Origin of the sequence: Pseudomonas svalbardensis (genome assembly GCF_030053115.1) — a bacterium.
Lineage (GTDB): Bacteria > Pseudomonadota > Gammaproteobacteria > Pseudomonadales > Pseudomonadaceae > Aquipseudomonas > Aquipseudomonas svalbardensis.
Window position 1 is genome coordinate 2,901,351 of sequence record NZ_CP125619.1, and the last position, 25,605, is coordinate 2,926,955.

The 25,605-nt window shown below is 58.4% G+C and carries 24 protein-coding genes and 5 pseudogenes; 11 read left to right on the forward strand and 18 right to left on the reverse strand.

The window, feature by feature from the left end; genetic code table 11:
* Positions 1-2: 2 nt before the first annotated feature.
* Entirely contained in the window at positions 3-350 is a 348-nt protein-coding gene (locus QFX16_RS13375; protein WP_283184294.1) for a hypothetical protein, read from the forward strand.
* A 387-nt stretch (positions 351-737) separates the two neighbouring features.
* Here the strand turns inward: QFX16_RS13375 and QFX16_RS13380 are convergent, their stop codons facing one another.
* The 5 genes and pseudogenes from QFX16_RS13380 to QFX16_RS29715 all read right to left on the reverse strand — a co-directional run.
* Positions 738-1,505: an SDR family oxidoreductase gene (locus QFX16_RS13380; protein ID WP_150630518.1), complete on the reverse strand. Its 768-nt coding sequence runs from the start codon at positions 1,503-1,505 to the stop codon at positions 738-740.
* 34 nt (positions 1,506-1,539) lie between these two features.
* Positions 1,540-2,607: a phosphotransferase family protein gene (locus QFX16_RS13385; RefSeq protein WP_283184295.1), complete on the reverse strand. Its 1,068-nt coding sequence runs from the start codon at positions 2,605-2,607 to the stop codon at positions 1,540-1,542.
* 144 nt (positions 2,608-2,751) lie between these two features.
* The gene (locus QFX16_RS13390; RefSeq protein WP_283184296.1) at positions 2,752-3,711 is read right to left on the reverse strand and encodes a 2-hydroxyacid dehydrogenase; all 960 of its coding nucleotides are present in this window, start codon (positions 3,709-3,711) and stop codon (positions 2,752-2,754) included.
* Between the two features lie 188 nt (positions 3,712-3,899).
* Complete coding sequence (locus tag QFX16_RS13395; RefSeq protein ID WP_283184297.1) at positions 3,900-4,517, reverse strand: TetR/AcrR family transcriptional regulator; 618 nt, start codon at positions 4,515-4,517, stop codon at positions 3,900-3,902.
* 32 nt (positions 4,518-4,549) lie between these two features.
* Positions 4,550-4,636, reverse strand: a pseudogene (locus QFX16_RS29715) (tautomerase family protein); the annotation flags it as partial.
* A gap of 334 nt (positions 4,637-4,970) precedes the next feature.
* On the opposite strand from QFX16_RS29715, the gene QFX16_RS13400 reads away from it, so the two are divergent.
* Positions 4,971-6,251 carry a serine/threonine transporter gene (locus QFX16_RS13400; protein WP_283184298.1) on the forward strand — a complete coding sequence of 427 codons (1,281 nt, stop codon included), beginning with the start codon at positions 4,971-4,973 and terminating at the stop codon, positions 6,249-6,251.
* A 187-nt stretch (positions 6,252-6,438) separates the two neighbouring features.
* On the opposite strand, the gene acnB is transcribed toward QFX16_RS13400, so the two are convergent.
* A complete protein-coding gene (gene acnB / locus QFX16_RS13405; RefSeq protein ID WP_283184564.1) occupies positions 6,439-9,048 on the reverse strand; it encodes a bifunctional aconitate hydratase 2/2-methylisocitrate dehydratase in 2,610 nt (869 codons plus the stop codon).
* Between the two features lie 408 nt (positions 9,049-9,456).
* Between acnB and QFX16_RS13410 the strand changes: the two genes are divergently transcribed.
* The gene (locus QFX16_RS13410; RefSeq protein WP_033054572.1) at positions 9,457-9,927 is read left to right on the forward strand and encodes a DUF1289 domain-containing protein; all 471 of its coding nucleotides are present in this window, start codon (positions 9,457-9,459) and stop codon (positions 9,925-9,927) included.
* A gap of 120 nt (positions 9,928-10,047) precedes the next feature.
* Here QFX16_RS13410 and uspL read toward each other — a convergent pair whose 3' ends face one another.
* Complete coding sequence (uspL, locus tag QFX16_RS13415; RefSeq protein WP_283184299.1) at positions 10,048-10,911, reverse strand: universal stress protein UspL; 864 nt, start codon at positions 10,909-10,911, stop codon at positions 10,048-10,050.
* 160 nt (positions 10,912-11,071) lie between these two features.
* Between uspL and QFX16_RS13420 the strand changes: the two genes are divergently transcribed.
* Positions 11,072-11,680: a MiaE family protein gene (locus QFX16_RS13420; protein ID WP_046032069.1), complete on the forward strand. Its 609-nt coding sequence runs from the start codon at positions 11,072-11,074 to the stop codon at positions 11,678-11,680.
* Positions 11,681-11,823: 143 nt separating this feature from the next.
* Here QFX16_RS13420 and QFX16_RS13425 read toward each other — a convergent pair whose 3' ends face one another.
* Together QFX16_RS13425 and QFX16_RS13430 are read right to left on the reverse strand one after the other, a co-directional pair.
* Positions 11,824-12,312, reverse strand: a complete 489-nt coding sequence (locus QFX16_RS13425) for a GFA family protein (protein ID WP_283184300.1) — start codon at positions 12,310-12,312, stop codon at positions 11,824-11,826.
* 46 nt (positions 12,313-12,358) lie between these two features.
* Entirely contained in the window at positions 12,359-12,763 is a 405-nt protein-coding gene (locus QFX16_RS13430) for a PaaI family thioesterase (RefSeq protein WP_033054578.1), read from the reverse strand.
* A 187-nt stretch (positions 12,764-12,950) separates the two neighbouring features.
* Between QFX16_RS13430 and QFX16_RS13435 the strand changes: the two genes are divergently transcribed.
* The 3 genes and pseudogenes from QFX16_RS13435 (at position 12,951) to QFX16_RS13445 (ending at position 16,161) form a co-directional block, all read left to right on the forward strand.
* Positions 12,951-13,835 carry a LysR substrate-binding domain-containing protein gene (locus QFX16_RS13435; RefSeq protein WP_033054579.1) on the forward strand — a complete coding sequence of 295 codons (885 nt, stop codon included), beginning with the start codon at positions 12,951-12,953 and terminating at the stop codon, positions 13,833-13,835.
* A 100-nt stretch (positions 13,836-13,935) separates the two neighbouring features.
* Positions 13,936-15,060, forward strand: a complete 1,125-nt coding sequence (gene aguA, locus QFX16_RS13440; RefSeq protein WP_283184301.1) for an agmatine deiminase — start codon at positions 13,936-13,938, stop codon at positions 15,058-15,060.
* Positions 15,061-15,062: 2 nt separating this feature from the next.
* Positions 15,063-16,161, forward strand: a pseudogene (locus tag QFX16_RS13445) (extracellular solute-binding protein).
* Positions 16,162-16,322: 161 nt separating this feature from the next.
* On the opposite strand, the gene QFX16_RS13450 reads toward QFX16_RS13445, so the two are convergent.
* From QFX16_RS13450 to QFX16_RS13470, 5 genes and pseudogenes are all read right to left on the reverse strand, one after another.
* Entirely contained in the window at positions 16,323-16,979 is a 657-nt protein-coding gene (locus QFX16_RS13450) for a DNA-3-methyladenine glycosylase family protein (RefSeq protein WP_283184302.1), read from the reverse strand.
* Between the two features lie 4 nt (positions 16,980-16,983).
* Complete coding sequence (locus QFX16_RS13455) at positions 16,984-17,787, reverse strand: isocitrate lyase/PEP mutase family protein (RefSeq protein ID WP_283184303.1); 804 nt, start codon at positions 17,785-17,787, stop codon at positions 16,984-16,986.
* Between the two features lie 42 nt (positions 17,788-17,829).
* Positions 17,830-18,912 carry a bifunctional transcriptional activator/DNA repair enzyme AdaA gene (locus QFX16_RS13460; protein ID WP_283184304.1) on the reverse strand — a complete coding sequence of 361 codons (1,083 nt, stop codon included), beginning with the start codon at positions 18,910-18,912 and terminating at the stop codon, positions 17,830-17,832.
* A gap of 106 nt (positions 18,913-19,018) precedes the next feature.
* Positions 19,019-19,147: pseudogene (locus QFX16_RS13465) on the reverse strand (LysE family translocator); the annotation flags it as partial.
* Positions 19,148-19,251: 104 nt separating this feature from the next.
* Positions 19,252-20,457, reverse strand: a complete 1,206-nt coding sequence (locus tag QFX16_RS13470; RefSeq protein WP_283184305.1) for an MFS transporter — start codon at positions 20,455-20,457, stop codon at positions 19,252-19,254.
* 155 nt (positions 20,458-20,612) lie between these two features.
* Between QFX16_RS13470 and QFX16_RS13475 the strand changes: the two genes are divergently transcribed.
* Positions 20,613-21,539: a LysR family transcriptional regulator gene (locus tag QFX16_RS13475; RefSeq protein ID WP_283184306.1), complete on the forward strand. Its 927-nt coding sequence runs from the start codon at positions 20,613-20,615 to the stop codon at positions 21,537-21,539.
* 94 nt (positions 21,540-21,633) lie between these two features.
* Here the strand turns inward: QFX16_RS13475 and QFX16_RS13480 are convergent, their stop codons facing one another.
* Both QFX16_RS13480 and QFX16_RS13485 read right to left on the reverse strand, forming a co-directional pair.
* On the reverse strand, positions 21,634-22,158 hold the full coding sequence (locus QFX16_RS13480) for a DUF3833 domain-containing protein (RefSeq protein ID WP_283184307.1): 525 nt from the start codon (positions 22,156-22,158) through the stop codon (positions 21,634-21,636).
* 19 nt (positions 22,159-22,177) lie between these two features.
* Positions 22,178-22,729, reverse strand: coding sequence for a chalcone isomerase family protein (locus QFX16_RS13485; protein WP_283184308.1), 552 nt, complete (start codon positions 22,727-22,729; stop codon positions 22,178-22,180).
* Between the two features lie 201 nt (positions 22,730-22,930).
* On the opposite strand from QFX16_RS13485, the pseudogene QFX16_RS29720 reads away from it, so the two are divergent.
* Both QFX16_RS29720 and QFX16_RS29545 read left to right on the forward strand, forming a co-directional pair.
* Positions 22,931-23,104: pseudogene (locus QFX16_RS29720) on the forward strand (IS5/IS1182 family transposase); the annotation flags it as partial.
* Between the two features lie 90 nt (positions 23,105-23,194).
* On the forward strand, positions 23,195-23,572 hold the full coding sequence (locus QFX16_RS29545; protein WP_349294217.1) for an FAD-dependent monooxygenase: 378 nt from the start codon (positions 23,195-23,197) through the stop codon (positions 23,570-23,572).
* Between the two features lie 60 nt (positions 23,573-23,632).
* Here QFX16_RS29545 and QFX16_RS13495 read toward each other — a convergent pair.
* Positions 23,633-24,001 (reverse strand): annotated as a pseudogene (locus QFX16_RS13495) (LysE family translocator); the annotation flags it as partial.
* A 170-nt stretch (positions 24,002-24,171) separates the two neighbouring features.
* Between QFX16_RS13495 and QFX16_RS13500 the strand changes: the two are divergent.
* Entirely contained in the window at positions 24,172-24,756 is a 585-nt protein-coding gene (locus QFX16_RS13500) for a LysE family translocator (protein ID WP_283184309.1), read from the forward strand.
* Here QFX16_RS13500 and QFX16_RS13505 read toward each other — a convergent pair.
* The gene (locus tag QFX16_RS13505) at positions 24,753-25,586 is read right to left on the reverse strand and encodes an AraC family transcriptional regulator (RefSeq protein WP_283184310.1); all 834 of its coding nucleotides are present in this window, start codon (positions 25,584-25,586) and stop codon (positions 24,753-24,755) included. The two genes, QFX16_RS13500 and QFX16_RS13505, sit on opposite strands and share 4 nt — an antisense overlap.
* Between the last annotated feature and the right edge of the window lie 19 nt (positions 25,587-25,605).

Here is a 25,605-nt window from a genome sequence, read left to right on the forward strand (position 1 = left end):
TTGTGCGTGATTCTGCCGGATTCCAGCACGGCGGCATCATCCGCCTGGCGAATGGAAAAATCGTCAGCGGACGTGCCAGTACTGTCAAAACAAATTCCGAGAAGGCCTACGGATTTATCGCAGCTGCGATTGCAAAAAGTGGATCAGAAGTGAGGATCGATATGGATAGTGAAGGACACAAAACAGCGGCTGAGAACGGCTGGATCATGGTCGGTTCTAACGGCACCAAGTTATCAGCTGCCACATGCGCTTCGGTGCGTATCGATGAATACGCTGCTGAAATGCTCAAGGATCCGAACAAGGTTCGAGCGTTTTTCGAGCGTGTGAATGGGGAAGCCAAGGCTCGCTGATGTATTGCATTTCTCCTTCTTTTGTTCTTGGTTTCCTGATTGGCTTGGTCGCGGCGCCTATTTTTTGGGAAAACAATCCGCAGCGGGCTCTGAGCTTTGCGACGAATGCGCAAAAGCGGAGTTCTATCAAAAATTCCTTTGTGATTAGCGCCGGCTAATGCCGATCAGTTAAGGAACGACAAAATCCGTAGCAGCTGGCGAAGCCTGCGTTCGGCTGCGCAGCAGTCGTGAAATCAGACGATGCGGTGTTTCAGGAAGACCGCAAACTCAGGTTTTACGACTGCTGCGCAGCCGAACGCAGGCTTCGCCAGCTGCTACGGATCGCGTTTTGGCTTAACTGACTGGCATTAGCCCGAAGGCTGCCTTGTGTTCATCCGGTAAATCGGATCAGGACAAGAACCCACCATCCACATTCAACGAAACCCCAGTGGTGTAACTCGACGCATCACTGGCCAGATACAACACCGCTCCCGCCATCTCACTCGGATCCGCCACACGCTTGAGCGGAATCTGTTGCAATGCGGTGTTCAAAATAGCCTCGTTTTTCACCAATGCCGAAGCAAACTTGGTGTCGGTCAGACCCGGCAGCAGCGCATTGCAGCGAATGCCGAACTGCGCGCATTCCTTGGCGAACACTTTGGTCATGTTGATGACCGCCGCTTTGGTCACGGAGTAGATGCCCTGGAAGATCCCCGGCGAGATGCCGTTGATCGAGGCGACGTTGATGATGCTGCCGCCGCCGTTATCGCGCATCAGCTTGCCGGCTTCCACCGACATGAAGAAGTAGCCGCGGATGTTCACGTCGACGGTTTTCTGGAAAGCGCTGAGGTCGGTGTCCAGTACGTTGCAGAACTGCGGGTTGGTCGCGGCGTTGTTGACCAGAATGTCCAGGCGCCCGAACTGTTCGCGGATGCCGGCGAAGACCTGGCTGATCTGTTCCATTTCGCCGATGTGGCAAGCCACGGCAGTGGCTTTGCCGCCGGCGGCGATGATCGCGTCAGCCACGTGCTGGCAACCGTCGAGTTTGCGGCTCGAGACGATGACATGGGCGCCTTGCTGGGCCAGCAATTTGGCGATGGCTTCACCGATGCCGCGGCTGGCGCCGGATACGAATGCGATTTTGCCGTCGAGGTCGAACAACTGAGTCTTGGACATGGTTTTTCCTTGTTATTGGGGCCAGGGCGGGCGATCAGAGGCTGGATTTCGAAATGACTTGCAGGCTCATCTGCTCCAGCAGTTTGTTCATGTGAATGAACTGCGCGAAGCGTTTGTCCTGGGTCTGACCATGGAAGAAACGGTAGTAGATCTGCTGCACGATGCCGGCCAGGCGGAACAGGCCGTAGGTGTAGTAGAAGTCGAAGTTGTCGATCTGGATGCCTGAACGCTCGGCGTAGTAATCGACGAACTCGCGGCGGGTCAGCATGCCCGGTGCGTGGCTCGGCTGGCGGCGCATCAATTGCACCGGTGCCGGGTCGTCGGCTTCGATCCAGTAGGCGAGGGTGTTGCCCAGGTCCATCAGCGGGTCGCCGAGGGTGGTCAGTTCCCAATCGAGCACGCCGATGATGTCCATCGGGTTGTTCGGGTCGAGGATCACGTTGTCGAAGCGGTAGTCGTTGTGGACGATGCTGGAGGTCGGGTGATCGGTCGGCATCTTGTCGTTGAGCCAGGCTTTGACCGCTTCCCACTTCGGCGCGTCCGGCGTCAGTGCTTTCTCGTAGCGATCGCTCCAGCCTTTTATTTGCCGCGCGACATAACCTTCGGGTTTGCCGAGGTCGCCCAGGCCATAGGCTTTGTAGTCGACCCGGTGCAGTTCAACGAACTTGTCGATGAAGCTCTTGCACAGCGTTTCGGTTTTCGCCGAATCCAGACCCAGTTCCGGCGGCAGTTCGGAGCGCAGGATGATCCCCTTGACCCGCTCCATCACATAGAACTCGGCGCCGATCACCGATTCATCGGTGCAGTGCACGTAGGTTTTCGGGCAGTACGGGAAACCATCACGAAGCTGATTGAGGATGCGAAATTCACGGCCCATGTCGTGAGCGGACTTGGCCTTGTGGCCAAAGGGTGGGCGACGCAGGACGAACTCCTGTTTGGGGTATTCCAGCAAGTAAGTGAGGTTCGACGCACCGCCCGGAAACTGGCTGATCTGCGGCAAACCACTCAGGCCCGGAATGTGGGCCTTGAGGTACGGATCGATCAGGCTGGCATCGAGTTCTTCGCCGGTGCGGATACGGGTGGACTGGTCAGTAAGCGCCATGCTTATCCCTTCTGCTTATTTTGGAGGCCTGAGACTATTGGCTAATCTAATGCGCACACCCGACACCCACAACCACGAAACGCCCTTATAGGTGAGCGTGTTGCCGGGCAATCATTGTGTTTGATACACCTGTTTGAATGGTAGTCAGATCATGCTCATCGATGATGGCAGGGCAATCGGGGTCAATACCGGATTACCTGAGAAGAACGCCACCAGATTGCGACCTACCAGTTCCACGGTGCCTTGAGTGGCTTCCGGGGACAAACCGGCGACATGCGGGGTGAGGATCACATTGGCTAACGTCTTGAAGGCATTGGGTACTTGGGGTTCTGTGTCGAAGACATCCAGCGCAGCGCCGGCAATCCTGCGCTGCTCAAGCGAGCTGATCAGGTCTGCGGTGACGATCACACTGGCTCGGGCGATGTTGACGATGAACCCCTGGGGGCCCAAGGCGTCGAGTACTTGTCGGTTGATCAGGTGTTTGGTGCCCAGGCCGCCGGGGGTGGCGACGACCAAAAAGTCTGATTCCCGCGCCAACTCGGTGGGCGTCGAGCGGAAGCTGTACGGCACATCGCTGCGATGCTGGCGGTTGTGGTAACTGACCGTCATGTCGAAGCCGTGGGCGGCGCGTTTGGCGATGGCCATTCCGACCGCACCGAGCCCCAGGATTCCCAAGTGCTTGCCCGCCAGGGACGGGCGCATGATTTTCGGCCACTCACCCCGGCGCACGGCGGCGTCGCAACGGGGAATATCACGTACCAGAGAGAGCAGCATCGCCATGGCATGGTCGGCGACTGAAGAGGCATTGACTCCGGCGCCATTGGTGACCGTAATGCCCCGGTTGGCGGCGGCTTGCAGGTCGACGTGTTCGTAGCCGGCGCCGATCACGCAGATGATCTTGAGGTTGGGCAGGTCGGCGATTTCGTCGGCATACAGGCCCAATGGGCCGCGGGTCAGCACCGCATCGATCTGCGCGCCATGGCGTGTGATGGCATCGGCGCGCTCGGCAGGTGTGGGAGCCAGAATCAGGTGAAAACCCTGATGTTCGAGAATCGGCAGGTACTCATTGATGGTTTCAACCAGTACCAGAACGGTTGCAGGCATGCTGGGCTCCTGTGGGCATCGGAAAGTCGGGGCTCGAAAGTGGCTTCAAAACGTTGCTTCAAATGGCTGATTCCGCAACGGTTTGGCATTTACCAAAGATAGCAGGCTTGTGGCCTGCGACCTCAGTGTAGAAGCGTTCCGTAGCGCCTACACATCCACGGTGTTCAACACCTTTGCGAAGGCGCCGTTCAACGTCGCGGCGTCGCGGGTGTGTCAACGGCCGTGTCCGAGGTGAGAAATGTCCGGGCTGCGTCGAGAATTTCATCGGACAAGGCGTCACCACGGGTGGCGCGGGCCAGGGTCAGGGCGCCGACCATCAGCGAATAGTCCACCAACGCTTTTTGCCGATTGGTTTCGGGCTGATCCGCGCCCATCAGCGGTGCCAGCATCTGCAACAATGCCTCCAGCCCTTGGGTGTAGGTCTGGTGCAATCCGCTTTCAGCGGTTTCATGACACATGTCGCCGGCAAATGCGGTCACCGGGCAGCTTTCGCCTGGATTATCGCGATTGGCCGCGGACAGGTAGGGCGCGATGATGCTCTCGCGAGCCGAGAGACTGTCGTCGTTATCCTCTATTTTCTGCTTCCAGCGTTCCATCGATTGGGTGAACGCCCGGCTGCACGCCTCTTGCGCCAGCGCTTCCCTGGATTCGAAGTGACCATAGAACCCGCCATGGGTGAGGCCGGCCGCGCCCATCACATCGACGACACTGATCCCGTGCAGGCCGCGTTCGCGAAACAGACGCGTGGCGGCCTCGACGATGATCTCGCGGTTGAGTTCGGCTTGTTTGCGGGAGACTCGGGGCATTGGCGGCTCACAGGTATACATAAAGGCAGAAATCAGCTGGCGTACTGGGCTATGCCATTGCCGAGGGACCAGTTCTCTTTCTTTACTTCCACCAGATTAATGAATACATCTTCCAGCCTTGCCCGACACGTTTGGCGTAAGTCGGGTCTTGATGCTTCTTGATGTCGACGCGAACGAGTGGCATGAGAGGGCTCCGAAATTAGGGTTGCCGGTCAGCAGTCGGGATCGAAATTACATGACGGCAATCCTTTATTGAATAGATTTTTTAAAACATCTATTCAGTAAAGGGTGCCAGAGGATCTGATCCGCACAACCACTCCTCAGCTAAGTCTTTGCTTCTGCTCATTAATCCCGGACAATCGCGCCCCTGTTTCGGCCAGGGCGCTGCCTGTCGGATTTTTCCGACTCGTCCTGACCGGGTAGCAACTGACCGGAATGCGGAGATCCCACCGGATGAATGATCAGGCCAATAGCGTCGACGAACGCTATGTATCGGCGACACCAGCGACGCTTGAGAGCTGGAATCGCCATGACACCACCTGGATGCTGGGCCTGTTTGGCACGGCCATCGGGGCTGGCACGCTGTTTTTGCCGATCAACGCGGGTCTGGGCGGCTTCTGGCCGTTGTTGGTCCTGGCGGTGTTGGCGTTCCCTATGACGTTTTACGCACACCGTGGCCTCACACGTTTTGTGTTGTCCGGACGCGAAGGCGCGGACATCACTGAAGTCGTGGAAGAGCACTTCGGGATCAAGGCTGGCGCGCTGATCACCTTGCTGTACTTCTTCGCGATCTTCCCGATCCTGTTGATCTATAGCGTGGCCCTGACCAACACCGTGGGCAGTTTCCTAGAGCATCAACTGCACATCATGCCGCCGCCACGCGCTGTGCTGTCGCTCGTACTGATCCTCGGCCTGTTGGCGGTGGTACGTTGCGGCGAGCAGGTGATCGTCAAGGCCATGAGCCTGATGGTTTATCCGTTCATTGTTGCGCTGCTGTTCCTCGCGGTGTTCCTGATTCCTCACTGGAACGGCGGCATTCTCGCCACCGCGTCGACGCTGCCAGAACCGTCGGCATTGCTGCACACGCTGTGGTTGGCGATTCCGGTAATGGTGTTTTCGTTCAACCATTCGCCGATCATCTCGGCGTTCGCGGTGGACCAGAAGCGTCGTTACGGCGATCACGCCGAAGAGCGTAGTTCGCAGATCCTGTCCCGCGCCCACGCCTTGATGGTGGTGATGGTGCTGTTCTTCGTGTTCAGTTGCGTGCTGACCCTGTCGCCCGCACAACTGGCGGAAGCCAAGGCGCAGAACCTGTCGATCCTGTCGTACCTGGCCAACCACTTCAGCAACCCGACCATCGCCTTCGCGGCACCGTTGATTGCGTTCGTGGCCATTTCCAAGTCGTTCCTGGGCCACTACATCGGCGCCAGCGAAGGTCTTAAAGGTCTGATTGTGAAGAGTGGCAAACGCCCGGCACCCAAGACCCTGGATCGCATGACTGCCGCCTTCATGCTGGTGGTCTGCTGGATCGTTGCCACGCTGAACCCGAGCATTCTCGGGATGATCGAAACCCTCGGTGGCCCGATCATCGCCGCGATCCTGTTCCTGATGCCGATGTACGCGATTCGCAAGGTTCCGGCCATGGCGCGTTATCGCGGTCAGGCTTCCAACGTCTTCGTGACGGCGGTGGGCCTGGTGGCGATTTCGGCGTTGATCTATTCGCTGACTGCCTGATGATTTCTTCGGGGCTGTGAGTCCGCCATCGCGAGCAGGCTCGCTCCCACAGGGACCGCGCAAAACCTGTGGGAGCGAGCCTGCTCGCGATTTAGGCGCCTCGGTCTTCTTGGAAATAAGCATTCTTGAGGCATAAAAAAACGCCGCTCATCTCACGATGGGCGGCGTTTTTTATTGCGTTGCAGCGTTAGGCTTGAACGACCGGGATGTTGGCGTTCGCAGCAGCTTCACGGAACTCGGCGATCTGGTCGAAGGACAGGTAGCGGTAAACATCGGCCGCCATGCTGTCGATCTTGCCAGCGTATTCCATGTACTCCTCGACGGTCGGCAGGCGACCCAGGATGGAAGCAACAGACGCCAGCTCGGCCGAAGCCAGGTAGACGTTCGCGCCGTCACCCAGACGGTTCGGGAAGTTACGGGTCGAAGTGGACACAACAGTCGAGTTCGGCTCTACACGTGCCTGGTTACCCATGCACAGCGAGCAACCCGGCATTTCCATGCGAGCGCCGGCCTTGCCGTAGATGCCGTAGTAGCCTTCTTCGGTCAGCTGGTGAGCGTCCATTTTGGTCGGCGGCGACAGCCACAGACGGGTTGGAAGCTGACCTTTGACCTGTTCCAGCAACTTGCCGGCAGCGCGGAAGTGGCCGATGTTGGTCATGCACGAACCGATGAACACTTCGTCGATCTTCTCGCCAGCAACGCTGGACAGCAGACGGGCGTCGTCCGGATCGTTTGGCGCGCAGAGCACAGGCTCTTTGATGTCGGCCAGGTCGATTTCGATGATTTCAGCGTATTCGGCGTCAGCATCGGCAACCATCAACTCAGGGTTGGCGATCCAGGCTTCCATCGCTTGAGCACGACGTTCCAGGGTACGTGCATCGCCGTAGCCTTCGCCGATCATCCAGCGCAGCAGGGTGACGTTGGAGCTCAGGTACTCGGTGATCGACTCTTTCGACAGCTTGATGGTGCAACCGGCAGCCGAACGTTCGGCCGAGGCATCGGACAGCTCGAAAGCTTGCTCGATGCTCAGGTTGTCCAGGCCTTCGATTTCCAGAATGCGGCCGGAGAAGGCGTTCTTCTTGCCTTTCTTCTCGACGGTCAGCAGGCCAGCCTGAATCGCGAAGTAAGGAATGGCGTGAACCAGGTCACGCAGGGTGACGCCTGGTTGCATTTTGCCTTTGAAGCGCACCAGGATCGATTCCGGCATGTCCAGCGGCATAACGCCGGTGGCTGCAGCGAACGCAACCAGACCGGAACCGGCCGGGAACGAAATGCCCATCGGGAAACGGGTGTGCGAGTCACCACCGGTACCGACGGTGTCCGGCAGCAGCATACGGTTCAGCCAGCTGTGGATGATGCCGTCGCCCGGACGCAGGGAAACGCCGCCGCGGGTCATGATGAAGTCTGGCAGGGTGTGGTGGGTGGTCACGTCGATCGGCTTAGGGTAAGCCGCGGTGTGGCAGAAAGACTGCATTACCAGATCGGTCGAGAAGCCCAGGCACGCCAGGTCTTTCAGTTCGTCACGGGTCATAGGACCGGTGGTGTCCTGAGAGCCGACGGTGGTCATTTTCGGTTCGCAATAAGTACCTGGACGAACGCCTTTGCCTTCTGGCAGACCACATGCCTTGCCGACCATTTTCTGCGCCAGGGTGAAGCCCTTGCCGGTGTCGACAGGTGCTTCAGGCAGTTTGAACAGGTCGGTAGGGCCCAGGCCCAATTCGGCACGGGCCTTGTCGGTCAGGCCACGGCCGATGATCAGCGGGATACGGCCGCCGGCACGGACTTCGTCCAACAGCACCGGAGTCTTCATTTCGAAGGTGGTCAGGACTTCGTCAGTGCCGTGTTTGCAGACTTTGCCAGCATGCGGGTACAGGTCGATCACGTCGCCCATGTGCATGTTGGTGACGTCGAATTCGATTGGCAGTGCGCCCGCATCTTCCATGGTGTTGTAGAAGATCGGAGCGATTTTGCTGCCGAAGCAGAAACCGCCGGCACGCTTGTTCGGCACGAAAGGAACGTCGTCGCCGAAGAACCACAGCACCGAGTTGGTGGCGGATTTACGCGAAGAACCGGTACCGACCACGTCACCGACGTAGGCGATCGGGAAGCCTTGGCCGCGCATTTCTTCGATCTGCTTCATCGGACCGGTGACGCCCTGGGCGTCAGGCGCGATGCCTTCACGGGCCATTTTCAGCATGGCGAGGGCGTGCAGCGGGATGTCCGGGCGGGACCAGGCGTCCGGAGCAGGGGACAGGTCGTCGGTGTTGGTTTCGCCGGTGACCTTGAAGACGCGCAGGCTGATCTTGTCGGCAAGCACAGGACGGTTTTTGAACCACTCGCCGTCAGCCCAGGATTGCAGCACGCCTTTAGCGAGAACGTTGCCGTTCTTGGCTTTTTCAGCGACGTCGTGGAAAGCGTCGAACATCAGCAGGGTGTGCTTGAGTTCTTTGGCAGCGACTGGCGCCAGTTCGGCGTCGTCCAGCAGATTAACCAGCGTCACGATGTTGTAGCCGCCCTGCATGGTGCCGAGCAGTTCAACAGCGCGTTTCTTGTCGATCAGAGGGGATTTTGCTTCGCCTTTGGCGAGGGCAGACAGGAAACCGGCCTTTACATAGGCTGCTTCGTCTACACCTGGCGGAATGCGATTGGTGATCAGGTCAACGAGGAAAGCTTCTTCGCCAGCCGGGGGATTCTTCAGCAGCTCGACCAGGCCTGCAGTTTGTTCGGCGTTTAGCGGCTGGGGAACGATACCCAGTGCTGCACGCTCTTCGATATGTTTGCGGTAGGCTTCAAGCACAGTTATTACCCTCATCAGTGGTCCCAAATGGGTGTCCGGGACGCTCATCCCGAAATTGCCGTACTCATGCGCTGCGTGGCGTTGTGGGCCACTTAGCCAGAATTACCGACAATTCCTTACAGAAGCTGCTTTCAAAGTTTTACGCCTGCAGAACGGGGAGCTGATGAGGGTTGGCGTTGGGCTTTTCCCCGCTGGAAAAACCCATCGCCAACACCGCTCTGAAGGAACGACTGTGCTCGTGACGCTTTGAAAACAGCTTCTAACGGACATTGGCGCCTTAAAAGGCTGGCTGATTCTACGGCAAAAAAAAATTAAAGGTAAGTTAGGCCCTCAAGATTGAGGGGTGATGAATGTTAGACAAAGGGCTAACATGCCGACCTGTTCTGCTTTCCCGTGTTCTCCCAACCTATGCCCAATCAGACCATCAAAACCCCCTGCGTCGGCCTCTGCTCCACTGTTTATGGTGATTTGGTGTGCCGTGGCTGCAAGCGTTTCCACCATGAAGTGATCAACTGGAATGGTTACAACGAGGAAGAAAAGCGCGCGGTGTGGCTGCGTCTTGAGCTGCTGCTGTCCCAGGTGATGGCCAGCAAGCTGGAGGTTTTCGATCCCCAGCGCCTGCGTCTGCAGCTAGAGCAGCGCAAGATCCGCTTTGTGCCGCATCAGTCGGAATATTGCTGGGCGTATCAGTTGATCGCCCGGGGGGCGCGGGTCATCAACAACCTGGAAGCTTACGGGATGGTGCTGATGCCGGAGTTTCGCGACTGGAACCTGCCGGAACTGCGGGATGCTATTGATCGGGAGTTCTTTTTGCTCTCCGAGGCGCATTACCAGCGCTACATTGCACCGGGCTTCCTCCGCGACGCCTTCGGCGGTTAAATCTTAAAAGCGTCGCGAGCAAGCCCCACATGGGATCTCCATTGGACATGAAATCTGTGAACGACACAGATCCAATGTGCGGGCTTGCTCGCGAAGGCGATCTATCTGGCGCCGAAAATCTCAATGCTGCGTCACGATCTCCTCCAGATGGTCCATGATCGTATCCGGCTTCAGCACCAGCACATCACTCTCCACCGCATCCAGCACCACTTCCGCCGTATTCCCGATCAACGCCCCTGACAACCCGGACCGAGCCACGGTACCGATGACCGTCACCGCCGCCTGCAGTTTGTGGACCATGAACGGAATCAACACATCCGCCGGACCTTCCTCGATATGCAGGTGCTCGTCATCAATGTCGAACTCGGCCTGAAACGATTTGCACTGTTCGCGATAGCGCGCCTCGATGGTTTCGCTGAGCTGCAACGTCGGGTCGGCCGCCGACAGCATCGGCGACGGATGGGCGCTGACCACGTGCAAATGGGCCTTGGCCAGGCTGGCAATGTCGTAACCGTGATCGACAATACAAGAGTGCAAGGTGCGGTGTTCGCCATCGGTATTACCGACGTCGATCGCCGCCAGAATGACGCCGCCAGTCCAGGGTTTCGAGGTTTTGACCAGCAGCACCGGCGTCGGGCAGTAACGCAGCAGTTTCCAGTCCGCCGGGGTCAGCAGGGCTTTTTTCAGCGGACTGTCGGGGTAATGCTGCTTGACCACCAGTCCGCAGCCTTCAGCCTGCTGCACATCGACGATGGTTTCGTGCAGGCTTTCGTTCCACGCCTGCTCGGTAGTGACGCTGTAGCCGTCCTCGATCAGCGCGGCCTTGAGCACGCCCAACATGCCGCTGTGGTCATGCTTGCGGTCGCAGACCAGCAGATGCAGATGAGCCTGGGTCACGCCGGCAATCAGCTTGGCCCGTTTGAGCGCCAGGCTTTCCGGGTGTTCAGGTTCGAGGACCACCAGAATGCTGCGAATGGCTTGCATGATCGGGATCTCCATGAAGTAAGAAATACTGCGTTGGACAACTATAGTTGCTGGCTGGCCATTCGGGACTTGATGTATATCAACGGTCGCGACTGGTGGTCTGCCGGCAGGCCGGTATAATCGGCGCCCTTCGATTTTGAACCTCTTATCCGTGAGCCCCATGATCCTTCCCGAAATTCACGAGTTCCTCGGCTGCCGCACCCCCGATGGCTGGGTTCAAGCCGCGCTGGCTGATCAGGAAACCCTGCTGATCGATCACAAAAACTGTGAATTCAAGGCCGCCAGTACCGCGTTGAGCCTGATCGCCAAGTATCACTCCCACGTCGATCTGATCAACCTGATGTCGCGTCTGGCCCGGGAAGAGCTAGTGCACCACGAACAGGTCATGCGCCTGATGAAAAAGCGCAAGATCGAGCTGCGTCAGCTGTCCGCCGGGCGCTACGCTTCGGGCCTGCGCAAAGTGGTGCGCAGCCACGAGCCGGTCAAACTGGTGGACACCCTGGTGGTCGGTGCGTTTATCGAAGCTCGTAGCTGCGAGCGTTTTGAAGCGCTGGTGCCACATCTGGACGAAGAGCTGGGCAAGTTCTACTTCGGCCTGCTGAAAAGCGAGGCCCGGCATTTCCAGGGTTATCTGAAACTGGCCTACCAGTACGGTGACGCCAAGGACATCGCCCAGGTGATCGACAAGGTTCGCGCCGCTGAGCAAGAGCTGATCGAGTCGCCGGACGTGGAGTTTCGTTTCCACAGCGGTGTGCCAGCCGCGGCCTGACGCTTTCGACCGAAAATCAACCTGCTGCGCAGGAGCGAAACATGGGAGCACCCGAGGGAATTTGGATGCGCCTATGCTAGGCGGCTGTCGGCCAGCAATCTTTGACAGCTTTGTCGGGAAACTGTCAAAGACTGTGAACCGTCTTAGCGGCTCAAACCCAGGCGCTCATGCCATTGGGCGATGGACTCTTCGGGCCAGACATCGCACTGTCGATCAGCGGGCTGCGTCTGGACTTCCACCCATGATGCTTTCGAACCGAGCATCACGTGCGTGCGCTCGGGTGGCTCCGGCAACGCCGTGTCGATGGCTGAGGCAAATGGGTGAACAAGATCCGGCCATTCAGGACTGAACAGCCATAATCCCGAGCCGCAAAGGGAACAGAAATGCCGCTCGGTGGTGCTGCGGCGGGCGCGTTTATCCCCTTCGTCCTTGAGCCGCGCATGGTAAATCGAGATGTGCTTGCGACCGCGCACCTTGAGGCTGGCGGCATTGCCAGCGATGTTGATCGCATAACCGCCACCGCCCTGAGTCTTGCGGCAGATCGAGCAGTAACAACGCTGGTACGGGTAGGGGTGGGCGCTGGTCAAACTGAACGACACCGCGCCGCAATGGCAGGAACCTTCGAGCTGCATGGGAACCTCCGACAGGTCTGGAACTTACCCAAGACAGCCTAGACCTTCAGCGCCCCTCGACCGGTACGAGAATCGCGTCGCCGGTCGCCACCAGTTTCAGTTGATCGCCGGTTTGCGCGAACAACTCGGCGCGGGCGAACACCTGCTTCTTGCCAGCCTTCACCACCTGACCCCGAGCGATGAACACTTCGCCGATGGCGGGTGCCAGGCAGTTCACTGAAAAATGCGATGCCAGCACGTTGCCGGCGACTGTTCCTGCGGCAAAACCGCAGGCTGTATCGAGTAGGGCACCGATCAGTCCGGCGTGCAGGAAGCCTGCGTACTGCGCCATATCGCTCTCGCGAAAAGCCATCGTGAGTTCGGCTTCGCCGCTCTCGGCGCGAGTGACTTCGAAACCGGCCCAGCGGTTAAAGGCTGAGGTTGAGTTGATCTGTTTGAGTGCGTTGAGCATGGCGAATCCCTCCGGTTGAGGCACCAACATGCGCCGGGTTTGGGGGGATGTCATGGTCGATAAGGGAGGGTGATGGGGCGTTGGATTTGTGGTGAATGTGCCGCCGTCATCGCTAGCAAGCTCGGCTCCCACTGGACGCCCACTGTCCGCCGGGTCAGCATGGTGCCTCGAAATCGGGACCTTGATCATGCGACGACTGCCTTCTTTAGCAGCACTCAGAACCTTCGAATGCGCCGCCCGTCACGCCCATTTCGGTCGGGCGGCGGCGGAGTTGTGCGTCACCGACAGCGCCGTCAGCCATCAGATTCGCCAGCTCGAAGAGCAATTGGGCGTGACGTTGTTCATCCGTGAAGGCCGGCAGATTCGCCCGACGATGGCCGCCGGGCGCCTGATGCAAAGCTTGCAGCAGGCCTTCGAACTGATCGGCGATGCCTGCGATGAGCTGCGTGACCCGTCATCGCTGGCGGTGTTGCGCCTGGCGGTAACTGCCGAGCTGGCGCAAAAGTGGTTGATGAGTCGCCTGACGGATTTTTACGCGCGCTATCCGCACATCACCTTGCACCTCTACGAACAACCGATCGACGCCACGGCGCCGGGCGAAGACATCGACCTGGCGATCACTTACGGCACTGGCCCGGTGGACAGCAGCGCGTACTTCGTCAGGCCCTTGCCGGCCTTGCAGTTCTTCCCGGTGTGCAGCCCCGGACTGTTCAATCAGGGCACGTTGAAAACGCCGAAGGATCTGGCACGCCACTGCCTGCTGCACGACGATCAGGACGGCAAGACCTGGACCGCCTGGCTCACCAGCCATGCCGGCGATCAGCGTCCGGAACGGCAGCTGTATTTCGCCCACGCCGGTTTGGCGCTGGAAGCAGCGGCCCAAGGCCAGGGTGTGGCCATGGGCGATAACTTGACCGCGCAGGAGGATTTGCTCAGCGGTCGTCTGGTCCGGCCGTTCACTTCAAGCATGACTGCACTCGGCCAATATGCTTTGGTGTGTGAGCGAGTGAGGCTGGAGCGCCCGGCAGTGGCGCAGATGCTGGAATGGTTCAACGATCAACTGATCGATTGATGAGTTGAATTCAAGTATTCCGAAATATTCATCGTTGGCGAGGAGGGCGCCGGCGACCGTAGCCTGTGGTCATTCCAATCCCCGCTGATGAGGTTTGACCATGGCACGTTTGCTCGACTCCACCCCCAAACTCGATGGTTTCCGTTTGCCCGGCGAGTTCGAAACCAAGTCCGGTTGCTGGCTCGGCTGGCCGGAGCGCACCGACGTCTGGCGCAATGGCGCCAAGCCGGCGCAGAAAGTCTGGGTGCAGATCGTCACCGCCATCTCCCGGAGCGAACCGGTCACCGTGTGCGCCTCCGCCGCGCAGTTCGCCACCGCTCGCCGCCAACTGCCGCCTCACGCGCGGGTGGTGGAAATGACCTGCAACGACACTTGGTTCCGTGACAGCGGCCCCTGCTTTGTGGTCAACGACGACAGCGGTGAGGTGCGCGGCGTGGACTTCGAGTTCAACGCATACGGCGGCCTCGATGGCGGCTTGTACTACCCGTGGGACAAGGACGATCAAATCGCCAGCAAAATCCTCGAAATCGAACGGTTCGACCGCTACCGCGCGCCGCTGATTGCTGAACTGGGCGGTATCCAGAGCGACGGCCAGGGCAGCATTCTGACCACCGAGCAATGCCTGCTCAACCGCAATCGCAACCAGCATTTGGGCAAGGAAGAAGTCACCCGCCGACTGACCGATTACCTCGGCGCCGAGCAAATCATCTGGCTGCCACGGGGCTGCAAGTTTGACGAAACCGACGGCCATGTCGACGATCTCGCGTGCTTCGTGCGCCCCGGTGAAGTGGTGCTGCAATGGACCGATAATCGCGATGACCCGCAATGGGAAATCTACCAGGAGGCCTACGACATCCTGCGCAGCACCCGCGACAGCCGTGGCCGCGAGTTGAAAGTGCACAAGCTGCCGCAACCGGATGTGCTGGAATGGACCGCCGAGGAAGCCGAAGGCCTGGATCAGCAAGACAGCACGCACACCCGTCAGGCCGGGACCAAAATCTGCGCGTCGTACATCAACTACTACGCCGGCAACACCTCAATCGTGGTGCCGTTGTTTGGCGATCGCAACGATCAGGCCGCACAGGCGACCCTCGCCGAACTGTTCCCGCAACATAAAATCGTCGGTATCGAAAACTCTCGGGAAATCCTCCTTGGCGGCGGTAACGTCGCCTGTATCACCATGCCGCAGTACGCAGGCAGTGCCTGCAACAAAAAGGGAGTTTGAAAATGGGCCTGCACAAACTGACTCAAGCATTACTGCTGGTGCTCGCACCCCTGTGTGTGCAGGCCGCCGACACCGCCAAACCGGTGGTCAATCTGTACATCTGGGGCGAGTATCTGGCCCCCGGACACCCTGACCAATTTCGAGAAGAAAACCGGCATCCACGTGGTGGCCGACCACTTCGACTCCCTGGAAACCGCAGAGACCAAACTGCTCACCGGCCGCAGCGGCTATGACCTGGTGCTGACCGCCGGCCAGCATTTGTCCCGGGCGATCCAGAGCGGTGCGATTCAAACCCTGAACCTGCAACAGCTGCCGCATTTTGCCGGCGTGGGTGACGAGTTCCGCCAGCACATGGCGGTGTTCGATCCGGGCAATCGCTATGCCGGGATCTACGCCTGGGGCACCACTGGCGTCGGCTATCAGGAGGAGGCGATCAAGAAGCGCCTGCCCGACGCACCACGGGACAGTTGGGCCATGCTGTTCGACCCAGCAGTGGTGTCAAAATTTGCCGATTGCGGGGTGAGTTTGCTCAACGATCCCAACGAAGTGTTCGCCGCGGTCATGAAGTACATGGGGCTGGACATCAACCGTCAGAACCTCGATGACCTGAAACGGGCCGAGCAGCAGTTGGCCAAGATCCGGCCCTACATCCGCTACTTCGACAATGACCTGAATATCAGCGACCTCGCCAATGGCAACACCTGCGTCGCGATGTCGTGGAACGGCAATGTGGCCATCGCCGCGGGACAGGCTGAGGCTGCGAACAAGCCGTTCACGCTGAGTTATCAGATACCGAAGGAGGGCACGTTAATCTGGTTCGACGCGATGGTCATTCCCAAGGATGCGCCTCATCCTCAGGCGGGGCTGGCGTTGATGGATTATCTGATGACACCGGAGGTGATCGCGCCGATCACGGACACCATCCATTACGCCAATGCGATTACGGCGGCGGACGGCTTGATTGATCCGGCGATTCGCAATGACCCGGGGACGTATCCGTCGGCCGAGGTGAGGGCTTCGTTGTATAGCAAGAATGACAATGGCAAGGCGTTTAACCGGGCGTTGATACGGGCGTTTAGTCGGTTGAAGTCGGGGCTTTGAAATCGACCCCTCACCCCAACCCTCCCGAAACGTCGGACCGCCCCAGAGGGGCGAGGGAGCTGACCGTAAAGACCTGACGAATTACTGCGACCTGAAAGTATTGTATTGAATCCATAATCGACTCGGTTTCACAGGTCGATGGATCTCGTAGAACACCTCGGTCAGCCCCCTCTACCCCTTGGGGAGAGGGTTGGGGTGAGGGGTGGTTTCGGCACACGCCACAAATACCACGCCGCCACCGTCCGAAACGGACGCCACCCCAGCCCGATCTCAATCATCTGCTTGCGATTGGGCTGCACCTCCAACCCCTTAATCCGCCGATACCCCTCACGCACCCCAAAATCATCGGCCGGCAAAATATCCGGCCGTTCCAGGCTGTAAATCAGCAACATCTCAACCGTCCAACGCCCAACTCCGCGCAGGGTAATCAGGCGCTCGATCAAGGCTTCATCCTCCATGGCCAGTGCCGTGGCGTAATCCGGCACCACACTGTCCAGCGCCGCTTGGGCAATGCCCTGAATGGTCGCGATCTTGCCAGCGGAAAACCCGCAACCGCGCAGTTGATCAAAGCCTGTCGCCAGAATCTGTTCAGGCTTCGGGAACGCGCCCGTCCCAAACAACGCGATCAACCGACCGACAATCGCATCCCCAGCCTTTGCGTGCAGTTGCTGGTAGGCAATCGCCCGCACCAGCGACTCATAAGGATCGCGAGCCGCATGGGGCTGATGCAGGCAAGGACCGATGGCGGCGATGTGGCGGCGCCAGTCCTCATCGATGGACGATAGAAACTTGGTGGCGGGCAGATAGGCGTCGGGCATGGGGTCAAGCTTTCCCGGACGGCGCCAACAGCGCGTTCACTTCGCCATAGGTGAAGGCCTTAAGATCACGGCTGTCGAGTGTCCCTGTTTCCAGAAAACTCTTGGCCAGTGCGCTCATGGCGCCATAAAGAAACTCGGCGATGCGTGAACCCGCGCTCAAACGGCGTACGCCGAGGGCTTTCAGCTCTTCAGGCGACGGCAGGCCCGGCAGGCCGAGAACGTTCACCGGCAGCGTGGTGCCCTGGCAGAGCGCAGCGATCTCGTATTCCGCGGTGACTCCGGCAGCAAACAACCCATCGGCACCGGCCACCTGATACAACGCGGCGCGCTTGAGCGTCTCGGCCACGCGATCTTCGGCGGGCACCAGGCTTTTGAGGTACACATCGGTGCGGGCGTTGATGAACAGCTTCACATTTCGGCGACTGGCAACCTGCCGAGCGATTTCGATCTTGCGCACCAGCAGTTCGGGCGGGGACGCACCGTCCTCGATGTTGATCCCGACGGCCCCGGCGGCAATCACCGCATCGATGAGGTCGGCCACCCGCGTCAGGTCATCGGAATAACCGGCCTCGATGTCCACGGTCAACGGCACCGAGATCACCCGGGCGATGGACTCGACCGTTGAAATCAGGCGCTCAAGGGGCAGGGCATTGCCATCCGGATAACCGTGAGCCCAGGCGACTGCCGCGCTGCTGGTGGCGACGGCTTTACAGCCCAGCTGTTCCACTATGCGCGCCCCGGCGGCATCGGCGACGTTGGTGAGGATCAGCAAGCCGTCGTGGTGCAACTGGTGAAATAGGTTGTCCATCGAATGTCCTTCCTTATGACTTTTTGAGAAACCCGTAAATGATCAGAATGCGAGTTGTTGCGTGATCTGCACCGCCGATTTTTCCAGCCTTAGCAAGAACGCCTTGCGCGGTTGCCCTCCACCATAGCCGGTCAGCGAACCGTCTGCGCCGATCACCCGGTGACAGGGCACAACAATCGAAAGACGGTTATGCCCGTTGGCCAGGCCCACGGCGCGACTGGCGCCGGGCTTGCCCAATAACGCCGCAATGGCGCCGTAGGTAATGGTCTGGCCGTACGGGATCTTCGCCAGTTCGGCCCAGACCTGTCGGGCGAAATCGCTGCCAGGCAAGTGTAGTGGAACGTTGAAGTCAGTGAGTTTGCCGGCGAAGTACTGCGTCAGCTCGGCTTCAATCTGCTGCAAATGCGCGTTATGTCCTGGCGCGACCGCATAGCCGTATCGATTCTGCAATTCTTCGACTTCCTTGGTCAGCGCTGGCCGATCAAGAAACTCCAGCAGCACCAGCCCACGTCGTTCGGCCATGACGATCATCGGCCCCAGCGGTGTGGTCAGGCGAGTGAACAGCAGTGGCTCGCTGTTGGCGGCGCGGCCGGGCGTGATGTTGAAGGACTTTTGAAACGCATCGCGAAACCCGCTCAGGGACTCGTAGCCCGAATCGAATGCGGCGTTGTCGATGGAATCGCCCTGTTTGATCCCGCCCAACGCCATGCCGAGGCGCCGGGTGCGCAGCCAGGCGTGAAAGGTCATGCCGAAATGCTGCTTGAACCAGCGGCGCAGTTTCAGCGGTTCGATGCCCTCGGCCAGCAGCCGGGCATCGGTCCAGCGCTGCTCAGGGTCGGCATCCACCGATTTGAGCAGCTGCTGCACCCAGCCCGGCGCGATGGCCGCCGCGTCCAGTGGTTTGCAGCGCAGGCAAGCGCGGTAGCCCGCGGACATGCACTCATCGGCATGAGCGAAGAACTCGACATTCTCCGGTTTCGGTTTGCGCGCCGTGCAACTGGGGCGACAGAAGATGCCGGTGGTTTTGACCGCGGTAAAGAACACCCCCTCGTAGGCGGTGTCTCGTTCGAGCATGGCGCGAACCATCTCGGCGTGGGGCGGAAGCAAAGCGTTTTGTAGGTTCATGCAGTGAGCATAAGACGCGTCGCCCAACGCCTCCACCGAAAAATCGACAGAGAATTCCACAGATCCCGCCAATCAGGCCCGTCGCGCCATCAGCAACACCGAGGCCGCCGATGGCGATCCATTCCAGCGCCAGGAACAACGCGCCCAACACGGCGAATTGCGGCGATACGGCTTGGGTCGAGTCGACAAATTGGGGCAGGAACGCGGTGAAGATCAGGATCGCTTTCGGATTGCTGGTGCCCAGCTTGAATCTCAGCTGCTGGTTGCCCGCTTTCGACCCAAAACGGACATTTACAAGGTGATTTTTTGATTCCTCACCGGCTTCCTCATTGCTGCCCATCAATCAGGATCCTTACCCGTTGTAGCGCTCAAATTGGAACCTCCCAGGAGGTAAAACAATCCACCCGCAACAATGAAGAGCGCGAGCATGTAGAAGATGTAGTGAGGACGCTGGGTCGCCAATACGACTCCGCAAAGAACCGGGCCCAGTGCTGCACCGAGGTTGGACAGGTTTTGCGCTCCGTAATACATGCCGCGCAGGTTGTCTGGAGCGATTTTGTCGATGAACATGTACTCGGCGGGGAATACGATGATCTCGCCGACCGTGAAGATGGCCATGGAAATGACCCAGAGCAGAATAGAGGTCGACAGGGCAAAACCCGCCAACCCCATCATGAACATGCTCAGCCCCGCCGCAAGCCACAAATTCAGGTGTCTGTGGGAGATCTTTCTGCCTATGGAATATTGCAACCCGATAACCATGAGTGCGTTGGTAGCCACAACGGTACTGATGATCTGGTAGGTAGATTCTGGCGTAGTAGTGACCACCAGATACTGCGAGAGATAAGCGGTGAACTGGCCAAAGACCACCGCGCTGAAGAGCCCGCCAAGGGTGAAACACACCAACCGATAATCCTGGAGCAGTAGTTTTCCCACGGCGAGAAACGGCGCGGGTTTCTGAGCTTCATCGGTGGCGTTCAGGTCTCTATCGCCCCAAACGAAATAGATGAAGAAGAATCCTGCCCCAAGCCCGGCGGATAACAGGAATGGCAAGCTGATATCCAGCTTGGCCATCCCAGCGCCAAGAAACGGGCCGACGGCATACCCGATATTGGTCAGCGTGTATTTGATCGAGAAAACTTCGCTGCGATCAGTGACGGGAAGCAGACTGCCAAATCCTGATTTGACCGCGATATCAATGACCGCATAAGCCAGGTTGATCAATAGCAGGCAGCTGTAGAACAGCCAGAGATCGCGAGCAAGAAACGTCCCGAGAAAACCCAGCGTAAACACACCGCTGAGTCCCAGGATCAGCCGGTAACTGGACATTTTATCAACCAGAAAGCCACCGTAAAGGCTCAATAACGACCCGATAATCAGTGTGCTGCCAATGACCAGGCCGATATCGGCGACGTTCAAGCCGAAACTGCTGGAAAGGTAGATGACCAGATAAGGCAGGGTGATAGCTCGCGCCAAGGTCAATATCAGGGACGCTGAGAGCAGCAAATTTACCGTCGTCGGATAGTTTTTTAATGTGGTCAGCATCCTTGCCTCATCGTTCAGCAGGTTGTTTTTATGGAATTCGCCAGTCGCATCTTGTTGATTGATGCGTCGGAATCAATCTTACTGGGGAATCCTGTTCTGATTTATGATGTTTATTATCAAGTTTGCGGAACTTAGTTCATTAATACGGAGCATCCATGTTTTCCTCCGAACGATTAAAGGGCATTGATGTATTTGTCTGCGTCGCGGACTGCGGCAGTTTCAAAACCGCTGCCGAGCGGATGAGTCTGACGGGGTCGGCAGTCAGCAAAGGCATCGCTCGATTGGAAAGCAGGCTTGGGGTTCGGTTGTTCCATCGCACGACACGACGCTTGTCACTGACGGATGCGGGGGTTGCGTTCTATCGCACGTGTACAGGCGTCCTGGCTGACCTGGAAGAGGCTGAGCTGTCTCTGCATGCCGAAAACACTGAGCCTCGTGGCAGGATTCGCATTGACCTTCCAGGTGCCTTCGGCCGCTTGCAGGCGCTTCCGGTCATTCTCCGGTTTGCTCAGGAACATGCGCTGTTGCTCCCACACATTTCGTTTTCTGACCGTTTCATCGACCCTATCGAGGAAAGTGTCGATATCGTTGTACGCATCGGTGGTTCGGACATTTGGCCCGCTGCGCTGGGGCATCGCTATCTGGGCAGTGAGTGGCATATCTTCTGTGCGTCGCCCGCGTACTTGAGCAAACATGGCACGCCTGTGACCGATCGTGATTTGGAACAGCATCAGTGCATCGCTTACGGCTGGGCGGATGGAACGGTTAACCCTTGGAGTTTTTCAGGAAAGCACCCGGGCGAAATTGAACGCAGGGCGATAGCCGCAAAGTTCGTTGTGGGAGATGGCGAAGGTCTGGTGATCGCGGTATCGGCGGGATGCGGGATCGCGCAGTTACCTTCGTGGTTGATCAAGCGTCAGCTTGAAGAGGGGACATTGGTTGAAGTGCTTCCCCACTTGGCAACCGATGGCCTAGCGATCAATCTGGTTTGGATCAAAAGTCGACAGGCACTTCCCAAAGTCAGTGCGTTACTGGAGGAGCTTGCCGCTAATTTGGTGCCGTCTACTAGCAAAATCCAATGACCGTATATGGACTCCCCCTCATTGCAAGCCCCTTTTCTTTGGGCGATATTGATGTCGGCGTTGCACTGGATGGCCGGACAGCATGCCCGTTGACTCAAGGCTGCTTGCGGAAGAACAAGGTGATCTGACCTACCTCCACCCCGAATTTGGTCATGAACGAGCGATTGATCATGGTGTTCTTGTCCATAAGGTACATCCAGTCGTCTAACTGAACCTGATACTCCTTGCCATCCACCGGAAGGCTCAGCACATATCTCCAGCGCAGTGCATTGCCTGCCACCTCACCACGCGCCTCGCCCACCACGTCGCCAGCGGTTCCGCGCCATTGGCTAGGGCCAACAGGGGTTAGCGTCCACACTCGTTTTTGCTTAGTACCATCGCTGTAAGTAAATGATTCGTCGAGTATCAGTCTGCTACCTTCGGAGTGGCCATTGATCTCCACGTGAAAGCGCTTGGTGACCTCGCCTGAACGCTTTTGAAACATACCCCAAGCTTCGACCCGGCCCTCGAAGAATTCGCGCAACTCAAGCTTGGGCGTCTCCTGGCTGTAGGTATGCACATCTACCCGGCTGCAACTCGCAAGGCCAATGCATAGCAGCATTATCCATATCTTCAACATGTGCATTTGCTCAACGACCTCAGGGTTTAGCTGCGCCCAGCAATTGGGCGCGCAGCTCCGGGTTACGTGTTCGGGGGTCAAGCCAGATCGCAAAAAAGGCTTTGGCGAACGCATCATCCCTCACCACATGCTGTAGGTTCTCGCCGACGTAAAAACGTGCGCCCTCTCCAGGCATATAGACTCCGGTGATGCGGTCACCTGCGCCCACATCGACAAACGCTTGCTGCATTTCCCACTCCCAGCGAGCCATCAGCTCTGAATTCAGGGAGTTGGGTGACAGGCGACGGATTTCCTTGATGCTGGCCTCGACCAGATCATCGCGACTAATAGCGCGACTGTAGGTCAGCTCCAGCGCAAAAGGCACATCTGCACCCAGCGGTTCACCGGCAATCAGGCGTGGGCTCCAGAAATGCGCGCTGTAGATGGAGAAACCAAATACTCGCATATCCCCGCTACCCAACAGACGAGCATCGGGTAAAGCCTCACGCCAATCAGCAAATAGTTCTGCACTCTGGAGCATCAGAACAAGACAGATAACGCGGCGGATTAAGCGATCCGTCTGCATAGTCATGCAAGACCTCAGTAAAACTCAATGGGCGCCTTTAAAAGTTATACCAAATTATTATTTTGTACAGCTAACGTCTCAAACTGGGCTTGCCCCCACAAAAACGGACGCCAACGCCTTGTTCAAATAATGCTATTGCCAAGCGCCTGAACTCCCTCGGCAAGCGACAATTGAAAGCGTTGTGCAGACGCTGCTCCTTGTAGTCTTCGAATCGCAGCGACACCTGTGTACGTGCGCTCTAGCCACGAACGTAAAAAGGTCGAAATGTTGTTTGCCCACCTCAAGCGCATCCTGAAATTGGATAGCCTGAGACTACGTGACATGAGTCGCGCGACCGATGAGTTCAAGCTGGCCGAGCAGAAATCGCTGCTCAAGCAAATGTTTGCCGACGCCGGTTGGGAGACACCTCGCGTGCTCGCTGCGCTGGAGGAGGCGACCGACCTTTATCTGGACGCGGTAGGTCAGGTCAAGATGCCCTGTTGGAACAAAGGGCGCATCGCGCTAGTTGGTGACGCAGCCTATTGGGCATCGCCTATCAGCGGCATGGGCACAAGTCTGGGACTGTGCGGCGCTTATGTGTTGGCTGGCGAACTGAGCCGCCACGCCGACCACGCCCGCGCGTTTGCGGCCTACGAAAAACTGATGCGCCGTTACGTCGCTCAGGCGCTAAGCGTACCCAAGTCCGCGCCTAGACTGGCATCGCCGCATTCGCGATTTGGTATCGCGCTCGGTCACGCGGTGTTGAGGATGGCCACCGCACCGGGGTTAAAGACCTTATTCGGAAAAATCCTTTCTCTGAAGGCTGATGCGATCGAGTTGCCGAATTATGACGATCCGCAGCGGACGTAGACTCGAATGTCCGCTTCTGGCCGATACGGACTATCAGCGAACTTTCGATTGGCCATCGTCAGGGTTGCCGGCCGCCACCAGGAACTCTTGCCATGCCAACGCCAGCATCCCCGCCGGAGCACCTTCCACCCTGTTTTCCGCCCCGGGATCCGCGCGCCACAATTGCCAGGCGAGGTCGAGCAGATACGCCGCCCCCAGAATCTTGATTCCGTAAAACAACAACCCTGACGTTTGCAGCACCACCGCCAACCCCGCAGACGCGAGGGCGATCATGCCGGCGAACGCAAGCAGCCGACCGATCCCGGCGACACAGGCGATGCGGTAGCCTTAGCGGGTCGAGTTGCTGACCGACAACAGGTTGTTCGGCCCGGGCGCCATGTTCAGGGCGAAGCAGGCCGGTAGAAACAGGGTGAGGGTGGCGAGGTCCATGGCGGGGTTCCAAAAGCAGGAACGGTATTTTTATCACAGGCCTGGGGTGGCTTGACTCATACAGTGGTGGACGGCGGTCGCGGTACAGCTGAGGGGTGTTTTGTTCAATACAGCCATCAGGTCGCTCTTTACCTTGAGGCCTCGTTCAACTCAATTGAAGAAGGTCTGTGATGAGTCTGATTATCTCGATGGCGGCATTTGCATTGGTGGCCTCGATAACGCCAGGGCCGGTGAATATCGTGGCGTTGAGTTCCGGCGCGCAGTTTGGTTTTCGCGCCAGTCAACGGCATGTAGCCGGGGCGACGTTGGGTTTTGTCGTGTTGTTGGTATTGATGGGATTAGGGCTGCATGAAGTGTTGCAGCGATGGCCAGCGCTGACGCAGGTGGTGCAATGGGCGGGTGTGGCGTTCCTGTTGTACATGGCCTTCAAGTTGGCTGCCGACAAGGGACATCTGGATGCGAAAGAGTCAGGCCGTGCGCCGTCGATGCTGTACGGCGCCGTCATGCAATGGCTCAATCCGAAAGCCTGGCTGGCTTGTGTTGCCGGCATGGGCGCTTTTGTGGCGGATGGCGAGGCGCGACTGGTCTGGCAGTTTGCGGCGGTGTATCTGGTGATTTGCTACCTGTCCGTCGGCTGCTGGGCCTATGCCGGGACGTTTTTACGCGGCTATCTGAGTAACTCGGCGGGCATGCGCCTGTTCAATCGGAGCATGGCGTTGCTGCTGGCGGCGAGCGCGGTGTACCTGTTGTTTTAACCGCGGTACTGCCCCGGCGTCGCCGCCAGATGTTGTTTGAACGCTCGCTGAAAATGCGCCTGATCGGCAAACCCGGCTTCGAGTGCCACATCGGCGATCAGCTTGCCGCTGCGCAGCTGATCGCGGGCGAACTGGATACGCCGGTTGACCAGAAAGGCGTGGGGCGTCATGGCGTAATGCTGCTTGAACGCACGGATCAGGTAGGACGGCGATAGCTGGGCCGCCTCGCAAATGTCTTCGAGTTTGAGCATGTGCGTGCAGTTGTCGCGGATGTAATCGGCCGCCCGTTCCAGTTTGAAATTGGGCTCGCGCAGCGGTTGATCGATCGGATTGAGCCGCTGCTGTACGTCGGTGAAAAACTCCACGGCCGCGCTTTGCTTGCGCAACACGTCTTGCTGCGCATCGACCAGCACGTCGTACAAACCTTTCAGGCCGGCAAACAGGTCGCTGTCGTGAGTGTGGGTGATGGAAAACCGGCGAAACGCCAAGTCCTGGCTGAAGCCGAGCTGATGTTGCAAATCGGTCAGCCAAGGTGTCTCGACGTACAGCATCAGGTACGACCACGGCTGGTCATCGATGGGATTGCAGGCGTGGACATCGCCGGGATTCATCAGTACCACGGTGCCGGCACTGACCTGAAACTCCGATTGCTCGTGGAGGTAGGTACTGCGCCCGGCCGTGATCGCACCGATGGAAAAGTGCTCGTGAGAATGCCGGGTGTAGCAGACCTCGCGGCCGTCGGCGATGGAGCGGGCTTCGATGAACGGCAGGGCGTCGTCGCGCCAGAAGCGCGGGGCTTTGTCAGCGTTTTTGGCAACGGCGGGCTTCATGGTCAGTCCTCGGCAGGTC

Excerpts from the sequence above, each read along its gene's own strand:
- QFX16_RS13500 (WP_283184309.1), top strand. The coding sequence starts at position 24,172 with ATGAGTCTGATTATCTCGATGGCGGCATTTGCATTGGTGGCCTCGATA.
- QFX16_RS13395 (WP_283184297.1), bottom strand. The coding sequence starts at position 4,517 with ATGCCCCGAGTCTCCCGCAAACAAGCCGAACTCAACCGCGAGATCATC.
- QFX16_RS13410 (WP_033054572.1), top strand. The coding sequence starts at position 9,457 with ATGCCCAATCAGACCATCAAAACCCCCTGCGTCGGCCTCTGCTCCACT.
- QFX16_RS13485 (WP_283184308.1), bottom strand. The coding sequence starts at position 22,729 with ATGACTATGCAGACGGATCGCTTAATCCGCCGCGTTATCTGTCTTGTT.
- QFX16_RS13470 (WP_283184305.1), bottom strand. The coding sequence starts at position 20,457 with ATGCTGACCACATTAAAAAACTATCCGACGACGGTAAATTTGCTGCTC.
- QFX16_RS13450 (WP_283184302.1), bottom strand. The coding sequence starts at position 16,979 with ATGCCCGACGCCTATCTGCCCGCCACCAAGTTTCTATCGTCCATCGAT.
- QFX16_RS13480 (WP_283184307.1), bottom strand. The coding sequence starts at position 22,158 with ATGTTGAAGATATGGATAATGCTGCTATGCATTGGCCTTGCGAGTTGC.
- QFX16_RS13455 (WP_283184303.1), bottom strand. The coding sequence starts at position 17,787 with ATGGACAACCTATTTCACCAGTTGCACCACGACGGCTTGCTGATCCTC.
- QFX16_RS13385 (WP_283184295.1), bottom strand. The coding sequence starts at position 2,607 with ATGGCGCTTACTGACCAGTCCACCCGTATCCGCACCGGCGAAGAACTC.
- QFX16_RS13430 (WP_033054578.1), bottom strand. The coding sequence starts at position 12,763 with ATGCTCAACGCACTCAAACAGATCAACTCAACCTCAGCCTTTAACCGC.
- QFX16_RS13400 (WP_283184298.1), top strand. The coding sequence starts at position 4,971 with ATGAATGATCAGGCCAATAGCGTCGACGAACGCTATGTATCGGCGACA.
- aguA (WP_283184301.1), top strand. The coding sequence starts at position 13,936 with ATGGCACGTTTGCTCGACTCCACCCCCAAACTCGATGGTTTCCGTTTG.
- QFX16_RS13425 (WP_283184300.1), bottom strand. The coding sequence starts at position 12,312 with ATGCAGCTCGAAGGTTCCTGCCATTGCGGCGCGGTGTCGTTCAGTTTG.
- QFX16_RS13435 (WP_033054579.1), top strand. The coding sequence starts at position 12,951 with ATGCGACGACTGCCTTCTTTAGCAGCACTCAGAACCTTCGAATGCGCC.
- QFX16_RS13505 (WP_283184310.1), bottom strand. The coding sequence starts at position 25,586 with ATGAAGCCCGCCGTTGCCAAAAACGCTGACAAAGCCCCGCGCTTCTGG.
- QFX16_RS13460 (WP_283184304.1), bottom strand. The coding sequence starts at position 18,912 with ATGAACCTACAAAACGCTTTGCTTCCGCCCCACGCCGAGATGGTTCGC.
- QFX16_RS13420 (WP_046032069.1), top strand. The coding sequence starts at position 11,072 with ATGATCCTTCCCGAAATTCACGAGTTCCTCGGCTGCCGCACCCCCGAT.
- uspL (WP_283184299.1), bottom strand. The coding sequence starts at position 10,911 with ATGCAAGCCATTCGCAGCATTCTGGTGGTCCTCGAACCTGAACACCCG.
- QFX16_RS13390 (WP_283184296.1), bottom strand. The coding sequence starts at position 3,711 with ATGCCTGCAACCGTTCTGGTACTGGTTGAAACCATCAATGAGTACCTG.
- QFX16_RS13380 (WP_150630518.1), bottom strand. The coding sequence starts at position 1,505 with ATGTCCAAGACTCAGTTGTTCGACCTCGACGGCAAAATCGCATTCGTA.
- QFX16_RS29545 (WP_349294217.1), top strand. The coding sequence starts at position 23,195 with ATGCCCTGTTGGAACAAAGGGCGCATCGCGCTAGTTGGTGACGCAGCC.
- QFX16_RS13475 (WP_283184306.1), top strand. The coding sequence starts at position 20,613 with ATGTTTTCCTCCGAACGATTAAAGGGCATTGATGTATTTGTCTGCGTC.